At 38.4% G+C, this 15,206-nt stretch carries 10 protein-coding genes, 1 tRNA gene, 2 rRNA genes and 2 pseudogenes (1 of these 15 cut by a window edge); 5 read left to right on the forward strand and 10 right to left on the reverse strand.

Annotation, left to right across the window (positions count from 1 at the left end; translation table 11 throughout):
* The 4 genes from QHG54_RS08135 to QHG54_RS08150 all read left to right on the forward strand — a co-directional run.
* Positions 1-201, forward strand: a 23S ribosomal RNA gene (locus tag QHG54_RS08135); it begins 2,609 nt to the left of the window's first position.
* Positions 202-277: 76 nt separating this feature from the next.
* Positions 278-392 (forward strand): 5S ribosomal RNA (rrf, locus tag QHG54_RS08140).
* Positions 393-515: 123 nt separating this feature from the next.
* Positions 516-592: transfer RNA gene (locus QHG54_RS08145), tRNA-Met, on the forward strand.
* A gap of 164 nt (positions 593-756) precedes the next feature.
* Entirely contained in the window at positions 757-912 is a 156-nt protein-coding gene (locus QHG54_RS08150; protein WP_317993644.1) for a hypothetical protein, read from the forward strand.
* A gap of 937 nt (positions 913-1,849) precedes the next feature.
* Here the strand turns inward: QHG54_RS08150 and QHG54_RS08155 are convergent.
* The 10 genes and pseudogenes from QHG54_RS08155 to QHG54_RS08200 form a co-directional block, all read right to left on the reverse strand.
* Positions 1,850-3,213, reverse strand: a pseudogene (locus tag QHG54_RS08155) (MFS transporter).
* Between the two features lie 61 nt (positions 3,214-3,274).
* On the reverse strand, positions 3,275-4,525 hold the full coding sequence (locus QHG54_RS08160; RefSeq protein ID WP_406604177.1) for a cytochrome P450, cyclodipeptide synthase-associated: 1,251 nt from the start codon (positions 4,523-4,525) through the stop codon (positions 3,275-3,277).
* Positions 4,526-4,566: 41 nt separating this feature from the next.
* On the reverse strand, positions 4,567-5,301 hold the full coding sequence (locus QHG54_RS08165; protein WP_406604178.1) for a tRNA-dependent cyclodipeptide synthase: 735 nt from the start codon (positions 5,299-5,301) through the stop codon (positions 4,567-4,569).
* 1,081 nt (positions 5,302-6,382) lie between these two features.
* Complete coding sequence (locus tag QHG54_RS08170; protein WP_406604179.1) at positions 6,383-6,802, reverse strand: DUF2087 domain-containing protein; 420 nt, start codon at positions 6,800-6,802, stop codon at positions 6,383-6,385.
* A gap of 8 nt (positions 6,803-6,810) precedes the next feature.
* Positions 6,811-7,623 carry a class I SAM-dependent methyltransferase gene (locus tag QHG54_RS08175; RefSeq protein WP_406604180.1) on the reverse strand — a complete coding sequence of 271 codons (813 nt, stop codon included), beginning with the start codon at positions 7,621-7,623 and terminating at the stop codon, positions 6,811-6,813.
* A 120-nt stretch (positions 7,624-7,743) separates the two neighbouring features.
* Complete coding sequence (locus tag QHG54_RS08180; RefSeq protein WP_406604181.1) at positions 7,744-8,946, reverse strand: MFS transporter; 1,203 nt, start codon at positions 8,944-8,946, stop codon at positions 7,744-7,746.
* Positions 8,947-9,018: 72 nt separating this feature from the next.
* The gene (locus tag QHG54_RS08185; RefSeq protein WP_317993639.1) at positions 9,019-9,372 is read right to left on the reverse strand and encodes a hypothetical protein; all 354 of its coding nucleotides are present in this window, start codon (positions 9,370-9,372) and stop codon (positions 9,019-9,021) included.
* 276 nt (positions 9,373-9,648) lie between these two features.
* Positions 9,649-10,137, reverse strand: coding sequence for a hypothetical protein (locus QHG54_RS08190; protein ID WP_406604182.1), 489 nt, complete (start codon positions 10,135-10,137; stop codon positions 9,649-9,651).
* 532 nt (positions 10,138-10,669) lie between these two features.
* On the reverse strand, positions 10,670-11,758 hold the full coding sequence (locus tag QHG54_RS08195; protein WP_406604183.1) for a DUF3792 domain-containing protein: 1,089 nt from the start codon (positions 11,756-11,758) through the stop codon (positions 10,670-10,672).
* Positions 11,759-12,376: 618 nt separating this feature from the next.
* A pseudogene (locus QHG54_RS08200) lies at positions 12,377-13,078 on the reverse strand (phage tail assembly protein); the annotation flags it as partial.
* Positions 13,079-13,879: 801 nt separating this feature from the next.
* On the opposite strand from QHG54_RS08200, the gene QHG54_RS08205 reads away from it, so the two are divergent.
* Positions 13,880-15,076, forward strand: coding sequence for a multidrug effflux MFS transporter (locus QHG54_RS08205; RefSeq protein ID WP_317993636.1), 1,197 nt, complete (start codon positions 13,880-13,882; stop codon positions 15,074-15,076).
* The last annotated feature ends 130 nt before the right edge of the window (positions 15,077-15,206 follow it).

A 15,206-nucleotide genomic window follows, 5' to 3' on the forward strand; every position in this document is an offset into this window, starting at 1 on the left:
GTGGACCTGTTGTGGCGCCAGCCGCATAGCAGGGTAGCTATATACGGACGAGATAACCGCTGAAGGCATCTAAGCGGGAAACTCACCTGAAAACGAGTATTCCCTGAGAACCGTGGTAGACTACCACGTTGATAGGTCAGGTGTGGAAGTGTGGTAACACATGGAGCTTACTGATACTAATCGTTCGATCGACTTGATCGTTCCCATTTCCTATAATCATTCACTCTAAAAAAAACAGAAATATCCAGCTTCTCTTAATTTCTATGCTCTTTGCTGACTTGGTGGTTATGGCGGAGTGAACGCACCCGATCCCATCCCGAACTCGGCCGTGAAACGCTCCAGCGCTGATGGTACTTTGCCTTAAGGCACGGGAGAGTAAGTCGCTGCCAGGTCTGCTAAGCGCATAGAACGAACTTCTCAAATTCTTTTAAAAAAAACAAAAATAACAAATATAAGTAAAAACTGACAAATATAAATAAGTGTCGACTAAAATACACTTAGCCTATCAGTAATATCGCGGGGTGGAGCAGCCCGGTAGCTCGTCAGGCTCATAACCTGAAGGCCGCAGGTTCAAATCCTGCCCCCGCAACCAATCAAAACTCCAAAAACAACACTTCCTTCTCTTAAATGAACACTCTTTTTTGATTCAACATAAAAAGGGTGGAAGTGAAAAATGCTTACAGTATTCTGCTCTCGACAAAGAGCCACCGCTGATTTAATGCACTTTTTTGATGTCTTAGCCAATAAGAACAGGGCATGAAGTCATTGATTACTGTTGCTGGGTGCAAGTGTATCGCTGATTTTGCCAAAGTGCTTGCTCGTCCAAAACCGTTAGCCAAAGCTTTAGATTTTGTGAAAAATCTAAAAGTTGTTAAAGCCTTTCTAGAAGATGAATGCTTTTTGTCTTGTTAAATGGGATGAAATGGCTTGTGAAAAAATGCGCTATCCCCATACTAGAAAAGGATGAGAAAAAATAGAAATGCAGGTGTCAACTTACTATTATCAACATCATACATAAAGCACTCACAGAAAAAAACGCCAGAAAATAAAATAAAAAATACCACGCTGGATACTGGATAAATGCCAAAAACCCATAATAAAACTTCCCGAAGAATGCTACTGAGATCCCGTTTTAACTGTCGTTTGTAAGCAATAGCCAAATTTAGCGCAGAAGCATGTTTGGAATAAATAGTAAATTGGTATATTAAAGCCTGGAAAGAATATTGATATACCTCTGGGGGGCGTAATCTCTAAAAAAAACAAAATGTATCCTAATGGGGAAAAATCTAAAGCAATATCTTGAAAATGGAGATTACGCATTGCTTCACGATTTGGCTTCTCTCGTTCTTTAAGGCGAGCCTGCTCATCACCTAAAGAAGATCACCGCTGTAAATCCTACCCACACAAGCAAAACAAAATCATAAAAATTATAGTATCTACTTACATTACCGAAAAATAATCAAATCCGTCTCAAAAATTCTCTGCTATCGTCAAGTGACTAAAAGCATCTCATAAAAGGCCATCGGGGAATACGTACACTTACTTTAATGGATGGGCTTTACGCGTGCGATGCTGGACGCGTCTATTATTCCTTGGTAAGGGGGGGCTGGTGAGGCTCGGATGTCTTCCCGCATAAAAACGCAAAGGGGGACGAATAGGGAGGACGCAAGTTACTGGAAGGGGAAAAAATTTTAGAGCTTAATAAGCCGCTCATTGCAGCGCTCTTGCATAAAAATGATGAAGGTTGGGGGCAAGGTGCCAGCGCGTTCGTATTCCCCAACAGTGGCAAATGCTGTATGATCCTATAACAATTGCAATCATGAGCGATAAGGCATTCAAACAAAGCATATCATAAAGCTGAGCTGTTCTCTTTATGCGATAAGGAAAGCGCAAGGCAAAACAGTAAAAATGCACACAGAGAGAATATGAAAAATAAAATATATGTTTGACTTAACAAAAGGTATTCCTCTCTTAGAAAATGATCAAAAAGCCAGCGAATACACCCCCCAAAGCTCCGCCTATTTGCTGTAATATGCGGGTGATAACTGCCGTATCTTTGACATATAAACTATTAACATATTGGATGGGGGCAGACAGGCATACAATGGTGGTGATGCCAAGCCCTATACCCCTTAGCAAAAATCCCAGTCCGTCCATGCTTATATTATAGCCGAAGCATAATAACCCAAAGCTTGATATCACTAAACCAATTCCTATCATGAAAAAGGGAGATTTTTCTTTCCATTTCTGGTAAATGAATTTCCTTCCAATCCATGCCCCCACCCCTTGCAGAGCAAGGACCGCGCCAATAATGAGAAGGTTGTTTTCATGGTTTCCTTCCATGGCGATGGCTAATGGAAAAAAAACGAGGAAGCTATAAAAAAGAAATGAAGCAATAAGTCCCATTATCATGAGTAACGTGTAGCGCGCATTTTGAAATCCACTAAAGACTATTAATTTGTTTTTTGCTTTCTGATTAAAAACAATGAATAATATGAGGGATATCACCGCTATAAATGCTATGATATAGAGGGTGTTGTTGTTATTTATATTTGTTGCTTCTGTGAGGTAAAAAAACGAAATAAGCGATATGGAAAACGCTAAAAATGCAAATAAGTTAAATTTTGTTTTTACTGTTTCGTTGTTCTTTAAATGTTTAGCTCCAATGGTGAGTGCCAATAAAATGAGCGGAATATTGATAAAAAATAATAAACGCCAAGAGACATATTGAGCAAACGAGGCGCCCACCAGCGGACCAAAGGCAGGAGCGAAAACCGTTGGTACGGCTATGGTGCCCATGGCTTGGCGCACCCGTTCTTGCCCAAATTGTAACGCAATAATGGTTTGGCTAAGGGGCAGCAAAAGGCCTGTTCCAAAACCTTGAACGATACGGGCAGATATAAGAGTTGGAAAATCATAGCTTAATCCTACGCCCAGTGATCCAAGCATAAAAATAAAGCTTGCAAGGAGCCAAGTCTTTTTGATGCCTATTCTTCCTTGCACAAAAGCTGCTATCAACAGTCCCGGCACGGTAGCGAGAAAATAGGACGTTACAACCCATTGTATATTATTTTCCTCCACTGAAAAATATTGAGCAAGATCAGGAAGGATGACATTAACAATGCTTCCGTCCAGCAAGGGAAGTATGCTGGAAATAATGACGGTATATATTACATACCTTTCTGATTGGGTATAGGAATCTCTCTTTTGCATGATCATGCTCCATACAGATTATTCTTTTAAATATTGGTGCTGCCCCATAAATCACAGAGCCTTAAGAATGAATAGGTGTTTGTGATGACTCTGATATTGGAATGAATGTGATTGGAAGTGCCGTTGGTCCCCTTGTGTACAACCCTTCTTCCTCTAAAAGGAAGCCATCGGTTAAGCTGATATTAATGAGTTTATCGAGGAGTCTGTTTGCCGTCAATTCAATCTGCATGAGAGCAAAAGCAGACCCTACACAGACATGCATGCCTGCTCCAAAGGCCAAATGGTTCGCGATTCTTACAAGATCTTGCCCAGTTTTACCGACCCGTTTACGTTCTGGTATAAAATGATTGGGGTCCATAAAAACGTCAGGATCACGGTTAGCAGCTCCAATCATGCAAAAAACGAGAGAATTGACTGGCAACGAGATCCCTGCGAATTCCATCGCTTGATTGGTCTGGCGCGGTATAAGCTGAACGGGAGAAGTTAGGCGTAATGTTTCGGCGATCGCTTCGCCAAGAAGCGTTCTATCATTTTGAATTTTTTTTAATTTGTTTGGGTTTGTGAGTAAATGATAAAAAAGATAAGCTAATGTTTTATCGGCAGGCTCTATGGCGGCCAATAACATGTTAAGGACGAGCGCAACTATTTCAGAAGTTGTCATACTGGTGCTATCATTTGTTTTTTGACATAAAACAGATATTAAATCGTCTGATGCGTTTTGGTCCCATTCTTCTATAAGAGGTGTTAGATAAGAAATTATATCTTTGCTGCATGATAAGCTGAATTCTTTTTCCTCATCTGATTGGTTTAGACTGGTGACAAAAGATGCGATTCCCTTGTGCCACATTGCTATATCCTTGTAGCGATCTATCGGTAGGCCTAAGACCATTAATGTAACAAGCACGCTATAATCTTTACCGAATTCATTAATAATATCTATTCTTCCCTTTGCAAGATAGGGTATGAGAAGCCGGTCTATTGTTTCTTCAATAATTGAGGCATAGCGAGTGCGGAACATTTTTCCAGTAAGTTTTGAAAGTACGGCATGCCGCTTGCTATGGTGCTCATGCCCTTCCATTTGGGCTAATACACGATCGCCCATTACCGGCTGCGCTCGAACAGCTAAGGGTGCTGTTGTAAAGCGGGCGTCCTTCAAAATTGCGCTGACATCTTCATATCGGCCAAAAAAATAAGCTTTAAGATTTTCATCCCAAAGAACAGAGTTAGAAGAATGTACGCTTTGGTATGTATTGTATGGATTTTTTTGGAAATTTTCGTCCATAACGTTGAATTTAGTAACGTGGCGCACCATTTGCTCCCCCTTTGAATGTTTAATTATAAACTGGTTCTTTATCATCCAGTTTTCGTATATATCGAAACAATTCCATGGCCCTGCTGCCTATCAACACAGAGAGGTTGTTCGTTGCTGAGCAACAATTCTCCTACCGGCCATTCACGATGGTAAGCCAAAACTGAGCTCTCTATATTAAGTAAAGATGGGGTGTTTACGTAGAAAGGCACTTCATCAAAAATATATTCGAGAGAAATATTTGTTGTTTCCAAACTTTTTATTTCTTCAGTTGATAATCCTACACTTTTTGCCCGATGCCCAACCGCTTGGATTGACATTTTTGTGCATAATTCATTGAATTTTGAGTTTGTTTTGTACAAATCTATGGCTTTTGATTTTAATATTTTGTAATTCTCGCTTTGCTTGTATTGAGAGAAGTCAAGAATGCGAAATGACTTTTCTAGGTTATCATAATTGTGAATATTGTATAATATGCGTCTTATACGATTTAGCTCCTTTTTTGTCTTCTTCTCTGCCTTAGCTTTAGTTGATCCAGATGCCAATATAAGAAGCATTGCTGATTCTATATCTGGGAGTAATACGTCAATATTTTTAAATTTTTTCGCGCTCCAATATATGAGCTGAGTGATATATTTTTCTGAAAATCTTGAGTTGAAAGGACTTATACCGATCATAAGATGCTGCTTCATCGCGATTAAACGAGAGCAGTTTTCCGATTGTCCCCTTATAGAAAATGAAAAACGGTTTTTGATATCTATTTCTTTTTGTAAATCCACATCTAATCCTTCCCCCGCATTTTATCATGGTGATTGTTGGAATATAATTTATTAAAAAAATTAATGGATAAACCACCGTATTATTCACATTAATACGATATATTGTTTATTGAAATTTTACATTTTATGATGTCTATTTTCTCCCCCATAACATGCTCCTTTACGGATTGCATGCTCACAACTTAAGTTGATGTAATAGAAAGAACAAACTTTTGTCAATGTGTATTTTTTACAGGTGATGCTAAAATTTATGATGTGACAGGGGACAACTTTTCTAAGCACTTGTATGGGAAGGCTTTCTCGGTGCTTATTATTTTATTGATCAGAATATGCATATAAAAAACTGTGCGATATTTTAATAATTCTAGGAAACCGATATGCTTTTATTTCTGCTCTTGCAGATCAAAAGTTTCATGAGGGCTTGGACCAATTCTCCTCAGTGATGTTGGAAAATTGATGGCACTTAACTGCATTTGCAGATGCTTTATGAGAGCCTTATTGGTGAAGAGCTTAAGATTATGAATTCTTCTTTTTGCAAATAATATTAATCGTATTTTAAATAAATACTTTAATAAAGTTTTACAGTATTTTCTCTTCAATATCATAATATTTGTGAAATGGCATTCATAAGATATTTATTGCTGGATAATAATAATTTCTGCTATACTAAGGTTATAACCAATATTACTTCTTCATTTCTTACTTTATTATCATTTAACTCAAATGAATGTGAAAAACTGACTTTTTATCTCAATTTTTTTGGTTGAGGTCTTCAAAATACAAGGAAATATATATTAAACTACAATCTTATCTTTTATCCTAGAAAAGAAGTATTTTAATGCCTGATTTTTGCAATAGAAAATTGATCAAATTTTTCTTGTATAATTGTGTTATTATAATAAAGATAAATTGCTTTCATAAACTTGAGTGGTTTTGTTTGCTATTAAAAAAAAACTTCTTCTTTTCCGGTATCTTAAAATGCAAAATTTCATGACAGGATTTTAGAAAGAAAGACGTATTTTTTCTATAAAAATGTAATTTATGCATGGGCATCGGGCTTTTTTAAATAATTCCTGTAATTTTAACGCACGCGCTGATATTTGCTTGCGTACCGTTTTAAAAGTCCACTTTCTACCAAGATGCGTCTTAGCCTTGCAAAATCTATAGTAAAGAGGTTGCATATCTTTGAGACTTCAGTTTCGCTATAAATTTTTCCCATTTGAAATGCTTCACCAATTTTTGATAGCATCTCTTCTGTTTCTAAGGAGCGGTCGCTTAAGTTTTCCCTATTCCGCTCATGTTTATTTTCTAGCATTTTCCACACTGTTTCTTCGGCTTGAAATCCTTCTGTTGTATTTTGAATAAGACCAAGATTTAAAAGACGATTGATGGATTTGTGAATGGTTTTTGCATCATAATCGACAGTTTTTAGGATATCAGAAAGATTTTTTGCACCAAGGATAATGGCGGCGTAAACAGTGCGCAGTATTGGTGAGGTCATGGCAGAGATCAGTGAATTGCCGGTATTGCGTTTGTGTAAGGTTTTTCTTGTCCTATGGGCAAAAGATCATTGCGAATGGGCAATTCATTGATTTCTATGAGTTCTGCTTGGAGCGATTGTGCACGTACAATCTGTTCTGCAGGAGTGCGTTTGCGAATAATCCCCAGACCACTTTGACGATATTTGTGATTTTCGGGGAGCGTTAAAGCCTCATAGGATCCATCAAGACGGTAGAGAATTTCTTCCCACAAAGGGGTTCTGACACGGCGCACCCGCTGTGTTCCATCGAGAGCAACGGTTGTGGTCATGGTTGGTTCATGTAGACAGAGATAACCACCAGCGGTGATGTGTTCCCAAAGTGTGGTAACAAATCGCACATCATCTGCGGGAGTACCAGCATCGATCCAAGCAAAATCTATGGGGCCCCAAGATTTGAGGGTGTTTTCATCAAGAGAGAAAAAGTTCTCATTGATAAAGGTTACCGTTTCTTTTTCAATGCCATCTTTGAGTAGTTTTTGCCATGCTTCTTCTGCTGATTGACCTTCTGCCGTAAAATCATCAATTGTGATAAGCCGTGGTTCGTAATTTTCAGGAATCCCTGCAGGATCAAGTAAAGCTGTGCGCTCTTCCCAAATGGAGGATTCTAAAAGTTTTTTATCTTGTTGCCATGACAATTTCGCTTTTTGAAGTGCTTTTGCGATAAAGCGTGTGCTATCGCCTGCACCGATTTCAATGACTGTGCGCGGTCTTGCCATTTGAATGAGCGCATGGATAAGTTGAGTACTATTTTCTGTTCCCATACCAGGTCTTATCAGTTGCATCTTTTTATCCTTATAATGCTACCAATCGCAGCATTCCTGCTTTTACAAAAAACTTTATTGAATCCTCTAGTGGGTATTGAATGTGCATTGTTTGCTTGCAGGAGAAGACGACAAAGCGCGTTAACCATTATCAAATTCTTCCTGTTTCTTTTTTTGCACAATGCTATTCAATACAAAACCTGAAATTCCCGCGATCATTGTGGTGATACCGATGACAAGCAGCGTGCTTTGGGTATGATCCACACGGACAAAACCCGCTGCTATAAAGCCAATGCACACGGATGTTTGTATGATGAAAATATAGGCGGGCATTTGACTGTTTCGGTGTTCTTTCTGGATGGCTTTCATCATAAAACTTGCCATCAGAGCGTTTTGCACGCCGTTTGCACTCCCAAGGATAAAAAATGATAGCATCATCAGCCATGTGAAGTTTGTTAAGGAAAAGCAAAAAATTCCAAAGCCAATGGTTGCGGCAGCTAGTGATGCTCCAGCGGCATTGCCAAAGCGATGGAAAAGGCTGGAGAAGCAGAGTGGTCCCACTACAAGACCTAGGCTTACCATGCTTGTGATCACTCCATAGATCTCAGCGCTTAAGTTCAGATTGGTGCGGATACGGACAATCGATAAGACATTGAGAGCGGAGGTGAGGATGATGGTGATGATGAGGGGTGCAAGAGCATAGACAACATTTTTTTTACGCAAGAGACCCGTTAAGTCTAGTCCCTTTTTGGTTTGCTGTGTTGTGTTGGTTATTTGCGTATAAAGTTTTAAACTTTTAAAACAGTATGTGGTGATCAAGGCTGCGCATAGAACCATGATTGACAGCACAAATAAGCCTTTTTGTCCGTTTGAGAGACCATATAATACACCGCCTAACAGTGGTCCGGCAATATAGCCAAGATTACGGACCGTTTGGATAATGCGGTTGATAAGGTCTAATTGCTGATCATTTTTTGCAAATTCGGGGACGGAAACAAGAATAGCAGACCAAAAGATTGAACCAGCACAGCCCAGTGCGAAAGAAAGGGCAATATAAAGCCAAAACTGATTGGCGATTGCAGCTGCGGCTATGACAAGCGCTTCAAATAATAAAACAACAGGAACTGTTCGAGTAGTACTTAAGCGATGCAAGAGTCGTGGTGCAATTGGTCCCGCACAAATTGCCCCGATAAGCCCTGCAAAAAGCAGCATTGAAATAGAAGCTGTGCTTTCTGCTAAGTGTAAAGCAAATGTAACTTGTGCTGTTTCATCAGCAAAGCTGCTAAGAGCCAAAACAAAGAAAAGTCCCATTTGGGTGAAGATAATGGATTTTTTCTTTGTCACAACGCCTCCCCCCAACATGCTAAAGCTTTTACAGTTTTTAACATTGCTGCCTGTGCTGTATCGCGTAGTTTATCATTTAATTTCACTATGTCTACTTTCTTTCCCGATGAAAGTTGAGACAGGAAGCCTGTGTAAATGATCGCTATACTCAAAACTGGCACAATGCCCGTTTGCTGCTATGAGCAGTTCTTTTGTTTCAGATGAGGGAACCCATTGAAGGGTAGCGGATGAGCGAAGAGTGATTTCACTCTTAATTTCAGGGACGTCAACAAGAGGGGGACCGACGTATAAACGTGAACTTGTATCGCAAATTAATTGAGAAACAAGCATATGGCGTTTTAAGGTGTCATTTGCAATTGCGGTGTTTAGCGCGGAGAGTTGAAAAGCATTATCAGGATTTAAATTTGCTCTTCCCGATGTACGCACATCATGTCGTGTTCGATCATCAAGATGGAGTAAATGTGTGACATATTTCCTATGATGTTGCGCATCGTTTGCTGTTTCCCAAAAAGCAATATTGGCATTTACAGCAACCTTTTTTCCCGTTTCTGCAACATGGAAGGCATCATGGGGAAAGTAGGCAACACGATCTGTGCGGTTTTGCAGCGCGATTGCTGTTGATTTATGTTTCTCATATTCAGGATATTTTAGCCCTTGACGGTCTTTTCGTGCGCTGGGCCATGCAAACGTTGTTTTGCCATCTTAGAGAGTAAAACTAAAATTATGGGCGTGATCCACATGGATCCCAACATGGGTAGAAGAATATCGACCAATGAAACAGTCAATATCCACCCTTCCACCGGGTCTAAAACCTAAAGAATGTGCTAATTGATCTGCAAATTGTTTGGCCGCATCCCACAAAATAGGGGTTGCAGCATATAGTCCATAATACATGACCGCCCATTCTTTTCCTTCAGCATATGGGTCAATGCGGGCAGTATATTCTTCTATAGTTTTATCCGTATCCAAAATGAGAAAGTTTGCAAGAGGATGTGGCGTGCGTACCCCATTAATCACTGTTACCACTTCGGATTTAGAATTAAGAGCTAAGAGTTTACGAGGATGTAGAACGTATTGTCTCAAAGCATCCAAAACATCCCTTTCATGGAAAGGGATGTTTGAAATTGACAACTCAGCTGCTTGCTTAGCCCAAATTTTTTGAGAAAACTCTTTAGAAAACAATTCAAACATATTGGTTAAATACGCTTAATTTTTTTAAATTTGGATGTATAAGCAGATTTGCGTCAATCATACATTATTGAGCTTCATGTGAAGCATCCATATCATCATTGTATGTTCTGTTTTTAAATTTCGATTTCTGAGGGGGTCTTTTAGTGCTACCGTAAGGTGATGAGGAGGGCTGTTTTCCAAATCTTCATGAGGCGGTGGCGGATTTCCATTATGGAAGTTTTCAAATGGCAAGATTTGGTAAGTTTCTTGAAATTGGTAAAGGTGAGAGCACAGACTTGATTGTTAGGTACTTCAGAAAGATAATCTATTTTAGTAACAGTTTTTTTTGGTTTCCAGTAGGGATAAACATGCAAATTGTGAAACCGGTTAGGGGAGGGGTTAATGCTCGTTCAAGATGAGAGGTTTTTGAGCCAATAGAACGTGTGATGCACGTGGTTATTCCATAAAAAGAGCGATTAAGAAATTTAGTAGACAAAAAGCTGCACAATTGGTGCAGCTTTTTATTGGTGTTATAGTTATGAAGCTCAAGTTTTTAAAACTTGAAAGAGTCCTTACGGCTTCTGTAACCATAGTAACCAAAAACACTGGAAATAATGGCGCCAATCAGGCTACCTAAAAAGCCCCACCATCCAACGCTGGATGCTGTTTTAACAGCTTTATTCGCAGTGTGGCGCGCATCTTTTATCGAGTTATCAAGCTTTTTAGAGAGTGTTTTAGCCTGTTCTTCGAGGGCTTTGATGGCTTGTTCGGTTTTTCCCTCTGCTGTTTGATAGATATGAAGCGCATTGTTGGCAGTTGTTTGTGCCTCCGCACGTGACATGCCATTCTTCATAAGGCCATTGATGATATCGCTTCGATCAAACTTTGCGGTGATGGCTTCTATACGATCAGAAAGGCTGTCACTGAGACCTTTCAGATATGTGCGATAGTGAGAAGGATCCTTCTTAAAAGCTGTTATCGCAGAACTAATGTCGTTGAGAGCTGCCTGATACGACTGTTTTAAGCGCTCAGGATTAAGAGCAGGAATGTTACTTTTGTTGAGAAGTGTGTGCAATTCACTGCGTAGTTTATCAAAATCAATGCCATTATCTATTTTCGTTGTTAAAAACTTTTCAAAGTCTTCATCATTGAATTTTGAAAAAAGAGGGGAAATATTCGTTTTGAAGCTGTCTACGGTTTGTTGAACCATGGAGCTGTTTTCTAGGGCAGCTTTAGCGCCTATTTTTGTTGTACTTGAAATCACGTGAATGGCTTGGATGGTCATCAGAAGTGTTAACAGAGCCCAAGTGAGAAAGCCGTGAAGGGTCCCTGACGATTCTGCAAAACGTCCAGCAACAAACCCTCCTAAAGCAAGGCTGATCAGTGTAATGATAAGAGAGCCAATGCCAAAAGACAAGAAAGAGCCTTCAAAAGGGGACGAAGAGTAAAGATCAACTTGGCTTAAGCCTAAAGCTGTAACCAGAAAAGACAAGCAAATCGAGGTGGCGAGTGCTGTCACTAGTCCGGCAAAAATTGCGGACCATGAAATGGGGGTATAAAAAAGTGGATACTGTTCTTCTAATGAGGTTTCTTCTAGAAAATGTGTATCGAACGGTGCGTCTCCTGGAATGCGGGTTTCCATGTGTTTATCTCCTTTAATAATGCTGGAGATAAAATGCGTCTTTAGCAATTATGTTCCAAAAGTGAATAGATATGCGCTAAAAACAAACAAGAAATCCTGAAAACAAACAGTGAGTATTATGAGAGAAAGTCTTCTTACATCACTCCAGTCTAAATCCCAGTTCATCGAGAATTTTCGTTCATGGGAAGAGAGCTGTTTCAGTGTTACAGACCACTTACCAGAGATTCATTTTCAAAAAGAGTGGATGCCGTTTTGAAGTCTGTTTTTCTCTGCTAGTTTATAAGGTGCGCTATATTTATGCTTTTGCTTACAAATGCTATAGGCTTTCATTTCTTGAGGAAGCTCTTATAAGGTCTCTGCATCGTCGATTATATTCAAAAATAAAAAGAAAAATCCTATAGTCATATTTTGCTTTTTATCTAAAAACATAAGCTTTGCCACAATTTTTGTTTTTGTTTTATTTTTTTGTACTGCACCTATGATTGAAATAGAGTTTGATTGCCAAACAAGTCCAATACTATTCAATTTAAAAATTTATGAGGGTAAAAAAGAAGAAGGAGGTTATTTTTGTGCTAAGTTCTTCCTTCTTCTTAATCGTTTGATGCTTGGGAACTAACGCTAGAAAAACTTTCTAAATCGACTGAGTAAAAACTTCCAAAACCAGGGAGGAAAATTTAAAAATTTTGAGACAATGTCAAAAAGTTTTAAGGTTCTCTCCAAAGGCTGTTTTTTAGTTTCGCACTCGGGTTTTCTATGCGCTGTAAGATCAGCTTGGTTTGATGAACCATTTTGTACTAAGAAACTGCACTTTGTAAAAGTTATGTGTTTCCCCTTTATGACATAGGGATTATGAACTGTAATCGGTTCATAAGTGTTATAGGTTTCCACTTTTGCATTTGCAGTTGTCATGGATTCTGTTGCAAATGTATCTCTGTAAAGGTTACTTTTGCGTTTTTTGGGTTTACTGTCGGTAAAAATACATTCATCCATTATGCTTTTCATGGGTGCATTTATTTTGTTTATAAAATTTTTGAGATGTTCAGAAAATGGAGTTTCTAAGGATGGGATTTTTGTGATTGCATTCATTTTTTCTAGCTTTTTTAAGACTTCTTTTATTAAAGGCCCATAAATGTTTTTAATGTTTAAAAAGTCACAAATATCAAGTTTACTGATGGCATTATAGGACCACCCTGAAAGACATGCAATCATTTCAATTGATTGCTCGACGCCTTCTTTTTTCTTTATTGCTTTTAAGTCTTTAAATTTCGGGGCGCGTAAGTTAATGTATGTGTATGTCTTTCCTTCAACTTTAATAGGTACAAGTAATTGGTAGCTGGAGAGTTCTGTTAAATTTCCATTATATCATATTTGTCAATAACTTAAGCAATGAGCTTTGTGATGATTATAGAGAATGAAAATTGAAAAAAATGGGTGAAATCTATTTGGATTTTGATGGTTTGCAGAAGCATAATTTGCTTTATGATATTAGTCGGCTATTAAGGTTGTTTGCTTAAATTTGTGTTGATAAGGACTTCTCTATGAGCCATTATTATATGCTATATTGTTACAATAATATTTGCGTGGATAGTTTTGAGGGGGGGGAGTTTGTGGCATCTTTTTTCTTTGAACACTGTAAACCAATTCTGATAAAAGATTTTGTCGAGAGGGTGACGTTGTGATCATAGAGAGGGGAATAGAGTTTGGGAGCGTCTTTGCCTTATGATATCAATGAAAAAAGGCTGATGAATATAGGACAATATGAGTATGATCAAATATGCTGTTTTCGGATTGATCATTATGTCTCTGAGGGGGAATTGTGATATTTTCGATTTCTTTTCCGTATAGTTTTAAAATTGCGATTTGCGGTGCTTTAAAATTCGTTATAGAGTGAAGCGCTAAATGCTTATTTACATGTTGAGTGTGTGCGTGCTGATCATAAATTATAGCATCTTATACATCAACGAGATGAATCTGCTTAAATAAAGTAAAAGCATAAAGAAAAATGCTTTTTATATTATCTGTGGATAAAGATAAACTAGATTTATATTTATAATTAATAATAATTATTTTACTATAGAAGTAAAATTAAATAGTTTTAATTTAAGAAATGTGCTTTTCCTGATGAATCATAAATATAAATTACCGTTTATCATACTTATCGTATGTTTATCGACAGGAGGTCTGATTTCTACAGATATTTTTCTTCCGGCACTTGGAGATATGTGCCAGTACTACAAAGTTACTGAATCTCAAATTCAAGGTGCGGTAGCAATTTTTCTCTTTGCTTTAGCTGTCGGGCAACTCATCTATGGACCACTTAGTGATAATTTCGGGCGTAAAAAAACACTTTTGTTTGGTTTGTTTTTATGGCTCTTTACCACAGTTGGTGTAATTTATACGGCTAATATTCAAGCTTTTCTTGCGTTACGCTTTTTGCAAGGTTTTGGAGCTTGTGCAGGTATTGTCTTAAGTCGTGCCATTATCAACGATTTATTCGATAAACAAGCAGCAGGAAAGCTTTATTTGGTTGTTTTTCCTTTTATTGGGATGTCACCAGCGCTTGCACCTTTGGTTGGGGGATTATTGTTACAGGTTTTTCATTGGCAAGCTACTTTTGTCTTTTTAAGCCTTTTTATACTCTTAACCATTGTGCTTTGTTGTTTTGTGCTCACGGAAACCTTGCCTCTGCAAAAACGTCAGCATTTTTCTCTTGTGGGGCTTCTTAAGGGGAGTTTAGGCGTTATAAAAAATAAACAATTTGTTTTTTATGCACTTATTCCGTGTTTTTCTTATGCGACCTATTTTGCTTATATTGTAGAGTCGCCTTTTTTACTCACGACTTTGGGTTTGCCAACTTTCTATATTGGTTATAGCTATATTGGTGTTTCTCTCCCTTATATTTTGGGGAATCTTGTGGCACGGTGGTTTTTTAAACGAGAATTGATGGAACGGACTGTATGGAGGGGGTATATCATTTTTGTTATGGGGGGGCTGCTCTTTGCTCTACAAATGTATGTCAGCCCATGGCCACTTGTGACGAGTTTTGCGGCTATTGCTGTTCTTACTTTTGGTAATGGTTTTTTATTACCATTAGGAACGGCGTTGGCTATTTCATCACATCCAAAAGCTGCAGGGGCGGCTTCTGGTATGATGGGAGCTTTACAATTAGGGAGTGCTGCGTTGAGTGCTGCGGTTATTGGAAAAATATCGGGGCACAATCCACAGACTATGGCAGCTTTATTGGCTGCTTGCTGTTTGTTGGGTTTTATAATTTATATATGCAAAGCGCGTGATTTTATGCATTTGGAAATGGACTGAGTGAGATGAGGAACAGAGAGCATCATGCATAAACGTTTGGTGTTATTTTACTTGAGTGGAAATTACTGTCGCTGAGAGTAGATTTTAATTAAGTTGGTTGCATTGAATATACTTAAAATTTTTCGTAACT

Origin of the sequence: Bartonella gliris (genome assembly GCF_045277155.1) — a bacterium.
GTDB classification, from domain to species: Bacteria; Pseudomonadota; Alphaproteobacteria; order Rhizobiales; family Rhizobiaceae; genus Bartonella; species Bartonella gliris.

What these genes read in the sequence shown, in the direction of transcription:
- QHG54_RS08205 (WP_317993636.1), top strand. Translation starts at nt 13,880, where the DNA reads ATGAATCATAAATATAAATTACCGTTTATCATACTTATCGTATGTTTA.
- QHG54_RS08150 (WP_317993644.1), top strand. Translation starts at nt 757, where the DNA reads ATGAAGTCATTGATTACTGTTGCTGGGTGCAAGTGTATCGCTGATTTT.
- QHG54_RS08175 (WP_406604180.1), bottom strand. Translation starts at nt 7,623, where the DNA reads ATGCAACTGATAAGACCTGGTATGGGAACAGAAAATAGTACTCAACTT.
- QHG54_RS08190 (WP_406604182.1), bottom strand. Translation starts at nt 10,137, where the DNA reads ATGTTTGAATTGTTTTCTAAAGAGTTTTCTCAAAAAATTTGGGCTAAG.
- QHG54_RS08170 (WP_406604179.1), bottom strand. Translation starts at nt 6,802, where the DNA reads ATGACCTCACCAATACTGCGCACTGTTTACGCCGCCATTATCCTTGGT.
- QHG54_RS08160 (WP_406604177.1), bottom strand. Translation starts at nt 4,525, where the DNA reads ATGGTGCGCCACGTTACTAAATTCAACGTTATGGACGAAAATTTCCAA.
- QHG54_RS08195 (WP_406604183.1), bottom strand. Translation starts at nt 11,758, where the DNA reads ATGGAAACCCGCATTCCAGGAGACGCACCGTTCGATACACATTTTCTA.